Genomic DNA, 13,337 nt, shown 5'->3' with positions numbered 1-13,337 from the left:
TCTTTATCATAAATTTATTCTATAAACATTTAGTTATACATCTAAAGTATATAAGCTCAAGGAAACAATTTATAAACTTTTGAGAAGAAAATCTCTAATAGGTTTCAAGCTTATATGATTCATTTCAATCAATCCACTCTAATACAAAATGATATGTCAAAGAACCTTCATTCCACATTGAGAAATTAGTTCCCCATAGATTATTATTCAAATTAAAATGAATACCTCCCTGTTTATTTGGATAGTTAATGGAATAGTTCAAGCCATCTGCCTCACCTATATTAACAAGGAAAGCCGTCTCACTCATGATACGCAATGTACCGGCAGAAGTAATCAAATCAATATAATGGTCTATTCCATGCATTTGTCGATTTCCACGTTCTACCACATCAAACACATCAACCCGTTGCCCTATTTTTTCTGCAATAATAGACAAAATATTATCGACATCAAATGAAAGCCAATAAGCCTCTGGCAAACGTACTGCCGGTTTATTCCAAATAGTCAAATCAATTTCAACAATGCCTTTTTTATTATTTTCATAAACTTCCGCCCACATTCTTTCAGGATAAACGCCTTTGTCTATCCCTGTTATTTCAGGAAAAGCCAACTCATACACAGAATAGACCTTTCCCCTCATCTTCTTCACCCTTTCTTTTACAACCTCTGCTTGTACACTGGCATGAACTGCCCCTGATTTGTCTAACCCCGGTTTACCAAAATCAGCAATCGCCCAATCGTACTTTCCACGTTGATACCGTTTTCTATAATTAATATAATCGGTTTCATTGTACATCTGATAAAATAACCCAGGAACAAATATCTTTTTACCTTCACCCAAAGACAAAACCCAAGGTCTGGACCTAGAATTTGCATGCTTACCCCAATCAGGCACTTCAACCTTTTCGACCTCAGCTATTCTTTCTTCAGCTTCACGTCGCAAATCATCTGGTAAATAGGTCAAAGCATTATCTATATATTGGTCTAACTCTCTCCACGAATGCTCCATCCGTTGGAATGCTTCCAACGAACGTGCAGCTTTAAACACCTCCATATCATATTTATCCCAATTTTTCAAATGCGTCTTCACGTCCATACCCCACGTATGCTCAGCTATCAGGCCCAATTCTGCCACAAAATTTAAAGTAGCATCATCTTCTTCATTCAATTTTCCTTCTTGAATCCAATTTGCATACAAATTAGATACAACTCTATATTTAGCCATACGAAGTGGTTCACTGCCATATCCATAAACCCAAGTATCACCTATTTCAGACGTAACAATTGGGAGCTTGTTTTTCATTCCATAAAGTTCCTCGGCTATTTCATTGAAAGAAGCTGCTACCAGACGCGCATTAGGATATCTTTTATGCAAGTCTGCGTAAATTCGCTTCACTTTTTCTACAGAATGAGGACCATGATTATCACTCGTAAAATTAATCGATATGGCAGTTTTTCCATCTGGTAATACATCTTCTGAACCATAATCTTGTTGATAAACCAAAATTATTTCATTTCCTTCCGTATCTTGCCAACGGCAAAAGTTAGGAACCTTAGGTACAGCAGAAGAAGGATTTACACCAATGTGCAAAAAACGAAGTCCAGCCTTACACAAAGGTGCGATAATACTCCTTGTATGTCCGGGCACATCTGTCATTTTAGCGGCAATCGTATGTTTCTGGAATCGCTTATCCAATTTTTTAGCAAGTAATAAACTACTCTCAAACATTTCCTTATTCATCACTTCTGATTCGACCGTATAAGGGACTCCATTCCAAACAATGTCTCCCGCACTAATTGCTTTTGTAAGACGTTCAGTTTCTTCTAAAGTCGCTTTTTGGAGATACTTCCAAATCAGCCATGAACCTACAGTCCAAACATATTTCTCTTCTGAATTCTCTGCACGCAATTCTTCTGCAACATCCAAGGCTTTTGGAATAAAATTATCCAAATAGTTCTGAGTTACAGCAGAACTATAATTCGTAAAACCAACATCCAAATGGGTCTTAAATACTACAAAAACTTTCTCTATCGAATCATTCTGTGCCAATAAGCGAAATTGAACAAACATCAATCCCACAAGTAATAATAGCCTCTTCATTTTGATTTAATTTAGTGGAAAGAGGGTCCCTCAAATGACACACCCTCTTCTTTCCGTAACTTTAATAGAGCATTACCATTCACCACTCAAGTTTTCCAACTGCAACTTTTTCTTTGATGACAAAGATTCTTGTTTGCTTTCCGTTCCATTCCATCTATAAGTATTATTTGAGACAGACAATCCTTCAACAGCAAAACACCTTACACCATAACCATTGTTATACTGAATTTTATTACCCTTCACAACAAGTTTTGAAGAACCTTTGTAGTAATAATCGCCATAGAACCCACAACCGCTATTTCCTTCTATTAAACAGCCGGTTGTCTCTCCATTTTTACATTCAGCCATCATAATACCATGCCAGTCGTTACGAGCCACTTCACAGCCTTCAATAGCAATTCCATCGCAATATTCCATCACAATTCCGCAACCTCTCAAAGAAGCATCGAATCTTGAATCCTCTATTTTTACATTTCTAGAATGATGGATCAAGAGATTATGTTGTAATCTAGGTCCCGGAACCACATGCGACCCGTTATCTGAAAAATTACAACTGATTATTTCAATGCCATTCACATCTGAGAGATACACACCAGTACGAGAGAAATTAATAACAGTCAAATCTTTAAATGTAACATTACGTAAATCATGAGCAACTTCCCCTCTCAAAGATATTCCAGACAAATTGTTACTAAGACGTCCTGATCGATCAAATCTCCCTGTATTAGGGTCAGACGGCAATTTATGATCCCAAGCGCCGTCCAGTACCAAATTTTCAATCGTAATATCATGAGCATCTAAATCACCCAGTAAAATCGCAGCCGTACGGACCGATGGTTCACAAATCAATACCGTATTCAACCCCTCACCACAAATGTGAATATTAGAAGGAATTTTCAATGATTCTTTTAATCTGTATTCACCCTTACGGAGCAAAATGGTTCTCCCAGAGCCAGCATATTGATCCAATACAGACTGTAAATTTTTACTTGGTTCAATAACGACCATTCCTTTTTCAACTTTTCCACCGGCCTTAGCACCTGCCAAATAGCCTTCAGGATTTGGAGTTACAGGACGCAATGTAGCTACCTTTTTCTTATGTAACTGTACACTGTAAGAACTTAGCTTCCATAAAGCATTTTCCGGATTGCTGACATTGGTACGACTTACCAATTCACGCAAATTAGGCATATCTAGACCTGCAGCGGTATAATAGTCTAAAACATATTCAAAGCCTCCACGACATCCATAACGGCCACGTTCTGACGGAGTACCATAGGAGAAGACATCACCACCGGTAATCCACTTAGCAGTATATTCCAAACCTAAAGCGATACGATTGTCAGCAACACTAAACAAATCCACTCCCTGCATGTTAGCAACACGGGCTGCTGCTGCAAATTCATACAATCCCATCTGAACATGTCCCATATCTCTACATGTTTCCTGACATTGCCCATTAGGATAAATATACCTCACCATACTACCATTATCTGGTGCATGCAGGAAATGATTAACTGCATTATCAAATAATTCTCTATTATCGGTAAAAACGGCTATCGACATCAAAGTATGAATAATAGCACCATCCCAATTGCCGTTGGCTTGCGTAAAATAATAACGAACCATCGGAAAATAGACAGACATCATCATGTGAGTTACACTCTCTGTATTTTTTTCTGTCCAACCAGGGTAAGTATAACGAAGTATTTCCGCCGCATTACAAAACTCATATCCGGTGAAAGCTATCAAAAATTTAGCATTATTTTCATCAAAACTACGCAGTTTAGAAGACCAAGCATCCAATATTTCAATAGCCTTTTTGGCATAGCGCTCATCTTTGGTAGCATACCACAAAAGAGCACAACTATAAGCAGCTTCAGAGGAATTCATCAAATCCCAACCACCAATATCAGGCTTTGCAAAAGGACCGCTGATAACATGAGCATAAGGTGTAAATTCAAATTTATTAGAGATATGATTTTCTAACAAATCAAAAGACTTTTTCCATGGATCTCTTCCTTTTTGGACTTGCTCACGCATGTAATCCAAATCATCTTTGTTCATTTCTATACCAGGATGTGAAAAGCTTTGAGCGAAAGCCGACAACATTCCGGCAAACAAACAACAAATCAAAATAAAAGTTCTTCTCATTTTTTCATGATATTAAAAAAATGGTGGGGAGTCAATCACCCAACAGCAGCCCCCCACCTATAGATCTTTATTAATTAACCAGTTATACCAACATTATTTCATCGGATAACGTTTTGCACTAATAGTCATTTCTCCCTTAGGAGCTTTATTGACATAAACAAAAGCACGATATTTGCCATCGTTTGTTTCTGCCCAAAATGCACTTTCCTCCTTTAAGCCTAGCAGATAAGTACTGGATTTCGTCAAATTCAATGTTTCGAAATCTAAATCATCTACATACTTATTGTACTTGAGATCGGCTAACTGACGATCCTGCATGCCATATATTTTCTTCAATTTGGTATCATTGACGAAACCAGCAGGCAACGAAGCATCAATCATATATTCTTCGGGAGAAGAAGCTGTATAAATAGCATGCGAAATATCACTATATGTACTATAATGATACATCAAATCTATCTTCTCCAACAGAGAAGGATTATTTTCAACTTCTTCCACAGAGTAAATACGCATAGCCTCTCCTTCATTTTGGAAAGAAATAAAACAATTTTCAGCATTCACCTTCAGTCCCTTAGTCATATCCATTTTAGAAATCTTATATGGACCCAGTTTATATTGGGCTGTCTGGCCATTGCTAGCTTTCACTGAAAAAGTAAATTTCACATCCTTACCTTTTGCTTCTTCAGGAATCACATAATAATAACGCAAAGTAGCAGCACAAGTATCTACAGTAAACTCCACACTGGTAGTTGTTCCCTCTGTTTTACTATCACTGGCCACTCGAACAGGAATATCCTGCCCGCCATTATTGGTATAGTAAGAATTGGGATCAAAACGAGTACTCTCCATACCCGCAATAGAAGCCACAGCCTCAGCATAAGTCAGTGTTCCCATTTTTTTAGGAATAGCCATTGCATAAGCAAACTCAATGTCATTATTTACGATATTGGGTGCTACCGGCAAGCTTCTCTTTATACAATCATTGGATAAATCCGTAATTGCATCGTGAAGAAGTTTCGGATCATCTTCGCATGAGCAAAAGGCAAGCCCCAAAAGCAGGGCACTACAATATTTCAATTTCATAATCATTCGTTTTTAATTATTGTAAAGGACGTTCTACTATTAAAAATTTATACTCCTTTTTAATCTTCCGGTTACCGGCTATTACAGTATAGCGTACGGGGGAATCAGGTGACATAGCAGGATTCGCAACGATCCGTTCGCCCAATTGTTTTTGAGCAACACCAGACTTCCAGTCACCATCCACAAACTCTATATCCACTTTAGAGCGATTAAAGTCCACACGTCCGGTAATTTTAGGATTAAGTTTGGCATCTTCGCACAAAGAAACCCGAGGCCATAAATTTTCCAAAGGAGTTCCAAATTTCACATAAATTACAGCTACCTGTGCCAAAGTGTCGATATATGCCTCTCCAACCTTGACTGTATTATTATCAGTGTCCAATAAATCAAAATTGCTAACATAGCACTCATTACGAGTAGTAATCAACAAACCATCTTCATCCACCGGAAAATCGTGACAAGCTGTAAATACCAATGCAAATGCAAAAAGCATCCAAATTTTATTTTTTATCAGTTTCATATGAATCAATATTTATTATAACCAACATTCATTTTGAGTCAAATTAGGATTCTTGTTCCTTTCGGAAGGCGGAATACGGAAAATGTACTGACGATGGTAATTCTCATAACTTGTATTATTAAAATAATGGTAACGTTCAGAGCCATGAGAATCATACATTTTAACACCCGGAGAAGTTTCAGGACCTACAAAAACACGTTCAATAGAACGCCATCTGCGGAGGTCGAAGAAACGATGTCCTTCAGCATACAACTCTACGATACGTTCTTGCTCGATGGCATAAAAAAATGTTTCTTTATTAGCATATTTTTCCGCTGCCAAAGCCGGCAGATTACCGCGATGGCGGATTTTATTTACCACTTCCAAAGCTAAACCTCCATCACCCAACGGCCCATAAGCCTCGTTGGCAGCCTCGGCATACATTAAATAAACATCAGCCAAACGCAACACCGTAGTCTTATAATTACCCTCATTACGAGCCAATCCCGGTTTGTTACGAACAAACTTACGCATGATGTAACCGGTATTATCTCTATCAGCATTAATCGCACCAAAACCATCTATGCTGCCTGTTCTAACCTTATAACGATATTTACGGATTTGATCGAAAGCCCTACTCATCAAACCTACCTGAGTTTCATCTTCCCAAAGGATAGTAGCTTTCATTCTGTAATCACGGTCTTTATAAGTTTCCGGATTCAAAGCCGAATTCTTAGCCGTACGAGCATCCGGGGCATTAGGATTCATACCAACAATCGGTTCACAAAAATCTCCGGTAATGGTAGATTGGTAACGGTTGACTATTTCCATACGAGGTTGTCCCCACATCTGAGAATTCTCCGTAGAACGGGTTCCGTTATCACGCATCAATTCTTCACCTTGTCCGGTTCCAACTCCTCCATGAGCAAATCCGACCATCAGTTCCCGATCCTCATTAGCATCCGGTGTAAACAGATAGTAATAATTAGGTAACACTTCGCATTCCCCCATTTTACCCCAGTCGCCCGGTTCACCATTTCTAAACAGTGTGATTCCTGATTCTTCAATCACCTTGCGGAAGTCGGCTGCTGCATCTTTATAAGCTTTTGCAGAGGCGGCGGGATCCGCAGTAAAGGTTGTCAGTTCAGGCCAACCTCCATTGGGTGCAATTGATGAATTCCAAGGCCAATCTATTCTATTCCAGCAAGCCCAATAGAGTTGCAGTTTACCGCGGAAAGCCAATGCCCCCCATTTGTCCATACGTCCCAATGCAACCGGTTTATCCGGTAGGTTTTCCCAAGCATAAGTGAAATCATCATAAAGATGCTGATAAATTTCAGCAATCGGAGTACGTGTAATGAATTCCACTTCGGAGTTATCATTAATAGTCTTATCGAAATAAGGTACATCTCCCCACATGGAAATCAAGCGAAAATAAGCCATGGCACGCAACATGCGGGCTTCTCCAATAAATGCTTGCAATTTCTTTTTGGAAGCCTCGCTCTTCACATTGGGAAGCATCTTCTCTATATTATCAACCGTGTAGTTAGCAAAGTTGATGGTAGAATAAGACTGTTGATAATAGGTATCAAAATTACCACCATAAGCACTAGATGGATTATCGTACTTTCCTCCTCTATAAGCCAAACTTATGTCACCGGAAGCTTGTGATGTACTGACATTACCAGTAAAAAGATAATATTCCGTATTTCCATCAAACACATAATCACGATTGAACTGGCGGCGTGCCTGCATATATACTGCATTCAAAGCATATTCTGCATCAGCCTCTGTTTTCCAAAAGAGGTCAGAAGCTACTTCACCGGTAGGATACTGATCTAGCTCAACGCAAGATGTACCTAACATACATGCTCCAACCAAACATACTATTTTTAAGGATTTCATATTATACAATTTCATAATCAACAAATTTTAGAAGTTTACATTCACACCCAAAGAATATGATTTATTTGTCGGATACAGATTGTTGCCACTATAAGGTCTTTCGGGGTCCAAACCGTCAAAGCCTGTAAGCGTAAACAAATTTTCTGCTGAAAAATAAAGCCTCAAATTTGCCATTGAAATCTTTGACAGCCACTTCTTCGGGAAGTTATAACCCACCTGCAAGTTCTTCAGTCTCAAATAATCGGTATTTTGCAAGAAATAATCGCTTCCGCCCATTCCTACACCTATACGCGTCCATTCGGCATCACGATTTTCCAAAGACCAAGGTTTGTTCCAATGATCCCAAGTAGCCGCATAGCGTTTAGTATCAAAATTAGTATTGGTGTAATTGGTATTCCAATAAGCCTTTCTACCAAATGCAGCATTAAACAAAGCAGACACATCAAATCCTTTCCAAGCGGCATTCAAAGTCAAGCCTAAGGAAGTGGTGGGGCGGCTTCCTAAATAATTGGTATGTGCACGCTGGTCTTTACCGTCAATTATACCATCACCGTTCAAGTCTTTACGCAAAATACTACCCGGAGTAGCACCTTGAGGGGTATGACTATAAACATCCTCCCAAGTCTGAGCCATGCCGTCATTCTCATAGCAATAGATAAATCCATAAGGCATATCAATGAAAGTAGTTCCACGGCCCAAGAATTCACTCCATTTCTCAAGTATATTTCGGTTATACGAACCGTTCAAATTAACAGAATAGTCCACCTGACCTATTTTATCTTTCCAATTTAAATTTAATTCAAAACCTTGGTTACGCATGTTGCCAATGTTTCTACGTGGAGCATTATAAGCACCATTCAAATGAATAGACATTTGTGAGGGACGAATCATATCGGTAGTCAGTCGGTTATAATAATCCAACTCCACTCTTAAACGATTATTCAAGAAGCCTAAATCCAAACCTAAATTAAATACTTTAGACACCTCCCACGTTAAATCCTTATTAATCATTTTTTTATTGGCAAAACCTTTCGCAATCTGGTCGTTACCCATGATATAATTCCACTGGCTTAATGTCTCCACCTGCTCAAAGCGACCAACACCGGAGTTATTACCGGTAGTACCGTAAGAAATTCTAAATTTACCCAAAGAGAGCCAAGAAGAGAGAAAATCTTTCAGAAATTCTTCTTCCGTAAAACGCCATGCGGCTGACACAGAGGGGAAGAAACCATAACGATGTCCTTTAGCATATTTAGAAGAACCATCGACACGGAAATTAAATTGGAACAAATATCTATCGTAAGCATTATAATCAAAACGGCCTACATAAGAGCGCAAAGCCTCAGAAGAAGAGCCACCGCCATTTCCATAAACATTGGTCAATGCAGCACCAATTTCGGAAGTGGACTCGTGGATACGGTCGTTACGATAAGCTCCTAAATTGCGTGCTTTCCAATACTCTTCACTGTACACGAACATCACATTGAGGTGATGGTCATTAGCAATGGTAGTCTCATAATTGGCACGAGCATTAAATTGCGTTTTATAATTGGTAGCATAATCATTCTTGATAGGTGCTTCATCGGGTACCCAATAACGTCCAATCTCCGATTCTGACTGGAAATTATAAGCTTTCCCGGTCGGCATGCTTGCTTGTTTCTTGAAAGAATGATGATAGCTTAAAGAATAGTCCACATGGGCAGTGAATCCCTTAAACACTTTCCAGTCCATAAACAGATTGCCGTTCATTTGTTGTACAGTCTCTGTATTTTTGGCATTTAAGAAAATAGCATAAGGATTAAAAGCCAAAATATCCTCACCATAAGCCATTGCACCACCATAGCGGCCTGTTTCCGGATCATACGGAGTAACACCGGCTACAGAGTGCATAAAATCACTACCGCCGGAACCCCCTTCTGAAAAGCCATCAGCCCAACTATAAGAAAAGTCAGACCAGTTTCCATCAAAGCGAGCTCCCACCTTCACATTATTGAATAGGTTATAGTCAAAATTGAAGCGAGTGTTATAACGGGTATAATCATTACAAATTTGAAGACCCTTTTGATCCATAACACCTACAGAAAGGAAAAAATTAGATTTATCATTACCTCCTGTAGCAGACACTGAATAATTTTGCTTAGATGCATTGCGCATAATGATATCTGTCCAATCTGTATTAGGATAACGAAGCGGATCAATCATTCCCAAAGCCATCCATTGATCAATGGTACCATCTTTAAAAATCAAATTTTCACGCGTATTGCTCTCTGACCCTATACGCTGCTCCAAAGTCAAAGAACGCGGATAGTCAGCCATGAAATCATAAGTTTTCATCGGATCTTCAAAAGCGTAAGAAGCATTGAAGTTAATGCTTGTCTTTCCCTTTTGTCCTGTACGGGTTGTTATCAAGATTACACCGTTTGCCGCACGCGAACCGTAAATAGAAGCAGAAGCAGCATCTTTCAACACAGAAATGCTTTCCACATCAGCCATATTAATACGGTTAAGGTCTACATCCGGCATTCCATCCACAACGACTAAAGGGTCGGCATTGTTTACCGTACCCAAACCACGAATCTGCAAAGAGGCACCGTCTTTACCAGCCATACTGGTATTTCCCTGAACCGACAACCCCGGAATCAAACCTGACAAACCTGAAGAAACGTTAGACAACGAACGGCTTGCGATTTTCTCATCAACGTTCACCGCAGCAACTGCACCAGTCAGATTTACCTTTTTCTGAGTACCATAACCTACTACAACCACTTCTTCCAGCATTTCGCTGTCTTCCTTCAAACGAATCGTGAGAGAACTTGCATCCTTCACCTTTACCTCAGTGGTTACATAACCGATAAAAGACACTTGAAGAACAGAGTTTTCATTGACGTTAATTGTAAAATTACCATCAATATCCGTAATTACTCCATTGGTCGTGCCTTTTTCCAAAACGTTGGCACCGATAATTGCCTCACCTTTATCATCCATCACTTTCCCGGTCACTTTCTTACTCTGCAGTACTCCGTCCATACCATGGTTTACAATAGCTTCTACCGATTTCCCACTTTCTAAGTTGTCCATCATAGAACTACCATCCACTGCCCAAATAGGGACTGAAAATAGCGATGAAAACAACACCATCCTCACTCTAGCAAAGTGATGACTGTATATATTTCTACAAATATAGAATATTTCTTTTCCCATATCCACTTTCCATTTATTAAATATTAAGGTTTTACTTACAAATTATTGAATATTATTTATTATGAAATAATATCGCGCATTCCAATAGTCAATGTTTTTTACGAAGTATCCATACACATTCTATTTTTTGTTAGAAAATCAAATTACATTATTTTTCTCAATCTATATCACAGGTTGGTCGGTCATTGTAAATACCAGTGTACCGCCTTTCATAATATCATTGTGGTGTATAGACAAGCCTTCAACCGCTTCTCCATTTAATGTAACAGACTTCACATACTTATTCTCCTCAGACAATCCCTTGGCCTCTATTATAAAGGTTTTATTGTCAGGTAATGTCAAAACCACTTTAGCTATTTGAGGAGCACCGAGAATATATTCACCACCCGCAGGATTTACCGGATAAAAACCCATAGCGGAGAATAAATACCAAGCAGACATTTGTCCGCAATCGTCATTACCGCACAACCCATCCGGTTTAGGTAAGTAAAAACGATCAAATATATCACGGATGCATGCTTGCGTCTTATCTTTTCTATCAGCATAACTATAAAGATAAGCAACATGATGACTGGGTTCATTGCCATGAGCATATTGGCCGATCAAACCAGTAACATCCGAAACGAACCCCTCACCTTCAATACAATCATCCATTAAGAACAAAGAATCAATTCTACCTGCAAAAATTTCTTTACCTCCCATTAAGTCTATCAATCCCGGAATATCATGTTGTACATGCCAAGTGTACTGCCAAGCATTGCCCTCCGTATAGTCACCACCGGAAGTAGATGCATGAGATAAAAGCAAAGGATTGAAAGGAGTGCGCCACTTACCATTAGAGTCCTTACCTCTCATCAGTTTGGTTTGTGGGTCAAACAGATTCTTGTAAAACTCTGAGCGTTTTTTAAAATATTCATAATCATCTGCCTTACCCAATGCCTTTGCCATCTGCGATACACAATAATCATCATAACCAGATTCAAGCGTTCGGGATATAGATTCTACGTTTATTATATCAAATGGATAATAACCATACTTATTGTAAGTTTCCCAGTCAGAGTTCAAGTGACTAACCACTGAAGAGCCCTTAATAGCTTCATAAGCATCTTCTACATTAAAACCTCTAAAACCTTTCAGATAAGCATCCACAATAACAGGAATAGAATGGTTACCAATCATACAATAGTTTTCTTTACCCCATAATGTCCAAATTGGAAGAGCACCTTTTACCTTATAATGAGCAATCATACTTTGTACCATACCATCCACACGCTCAGGAGCAAGAATTGTATACAAGGGATGCGCAGCACGGTAAGTGTCCCACAAAGAAAAAGTAGAATAGTAAGCACCGGTCGGAGAAGTGTAAACCTTATCATCAGCACCTCTGTATTTTCCATCCAAATCTGCAATATTGTTAGGTTGAATAAACAGATGATACATAGAAGTATAGAAATTATTTTTTTCCACTTCCGTACCACTTACCTGAGCACGTGACAACAATTCATTCCACTGATTAACAGTTCCTTGCCTTACATTTTCAAAATTCCAATCAGGATTTTCCTTTTCCAGAGAAGCTAAAGCCCCCTCTATACTGACCGAAGACATGGCAACCTTTGCCTGTATAACAGTTTCTCCGTCACCATCAAACGAGAGGATTAAACGTTTGGCTTTCTCACCTTCCTGCATCGGAAGTTCCTCTTCCACCTTATAAGGTTTATCAAATTTAATCACATAAAAGTATTGCCTCTGCACCCACTCCGTCACTTCATTGTTTCCAATAATAGTATATTCATCGGGCATCGAAATATTTGCATTCAGCACATGTGTATGCAGTCTTTCCATATCATTAACCAATCCCCTTTGCAAATCAAGCAAGATACGAGGGGTGCCATCCTTAAACAAATATTTATGAAAAGCAGTACGTGAAGTAGCAGTCAGTTCAACACCAACATGGGCATCTGTCAAGTCAACAGAATAATACCCGGCAGAAGCTTTCTGAGTTTCTTTATTATATCTGCTCCGATATACACTGTCGGGCAAATTACCACAGTAAGGTAGCATAAGTACATCACCCAAGTCAGGCAACCCTGTACCATTCAGATGAGTTTGAGTAAAGCCATCAATGAAATCGTCATCATAATTAAATCCTGAACAATATCTCCACGAACCAGTACCAGATTCAGGGCTAACCTGTATTAGTCCAAAAGGCGCACAGGCACCGGGAAAAGTATGTCCATTGTCTGCATTACCTATTAAAGGATTGACATACAATGAGTAATCCTCAACTTTCTGTTCTACAGTGCAGGAACAGAAGGTTAGCAACAGAAAAAAATTACACAATTGTTTTTTCATGAATATTTTATTTTAGAATTAATTGCAAATACAAGCTATATC

General features: G+C 38.9%; 7 protein-coding genes. All 7 read right to left on the bottom strand.

The annotated features are described in order from the left end of the window. Window positions 1-124 precede the first annotated feature (124 nt). Complete coding sequence (locus tag DW182_RS14865) at window positions 125-2,101, bottom strand: DUF5054 domain-containing protein (RefSeq protein ID WP_118295993.1); 1,977 nt, start codon at window positions 2,099-2,101, stop codon at window positions 125-127. Window positions 2,102-2,173: 72 nt separating this feature from the next. After that, a complete protein-coding gene (locus DW182_RS14860) occupies window positions 2,174-4,255 on the bottom strand; it encodes a right-handed parallel beta-helix repeat-containing protein (protein WP_118295992.1) in 2,082 nt (693 codons plus the stop codon). Between the two features lie 93 nt (window positions 4,256-4,348). Next, window positions 4,349-5,338 (bottom strand): DUF4466 family protein, encoded by a 990-nt coding sequence (locus DW182_RS14855; RefSeq protein WP_118296008.1) that lies wholly within the window; start codon window positions 5,336-5,338, stop codon window positions 4,349-4,351. Window positions 5,339-5,354: 16 nt separating this feature from the next. Further along, window positions 5,355-5,858, bottom strand: coding sequence for a hypothetical protein (locus DW182_RS14850; protein ID WP_118295991.1), 504 nt, complete (start codon window positions 5,856-5,858; stop codon window positions 5,355-5,357). A 15-nt stretch (window positions 5,859-5,873) separates the two neighbouring features. Next, window positions 5,874-7,742, bottom strand: coding sequence for a RagB/SusD family nutrient uptake outer membrane protein (locus tag DW182_RS14845; RefSeq protein WP_233564167.1), 1,869 nt, complete (start codon window positions 7,740-7,742; stop codon window positions 5,874-5,876). 27 nt (window positions 7,743-7,769) lie between these two features. Further along, window positions 7,770-10,823: a TonB-dependent receptor gene (locus tag DW182_RS14840; protein WP_233564166.1), complete on the bottom strand. Its 3,054-nt coding sequence runs from the start codon at window positions 10,821-10,823 to the stop codon at window positions 7,770-7,772. 282 nt (window positions 10,824-11,105) lie between these two features. Next, window positions 11,106-13,295: a GH92 family glycosyl hydrolase gene (locus DW182_RS14835; protein WP_118295988.1), complete on the bottom strand. Its 2,190-nt coding sequence runs from the start codon at window positions 13,293-13,295 to the stop codon at window positions 11,106-11,108. Window positions 13,296-13,337: the final 42 nt, after the last annotated feature.

Origin of the sequence: Bacteroides sp. AM16-24, from assembly GCF_003471885.1 — a bacterium.
Lineage (GTDB): Bacteria > Bacteroidota > Bacteroidia > Bacteroidales > Bacteroidaceae > Bacteroides.
The sequence above is the reverse complement of the archived record's forward strand: the minus strand, read 5'-3'. Positions and strand labels throughout refer to the sequence as shown.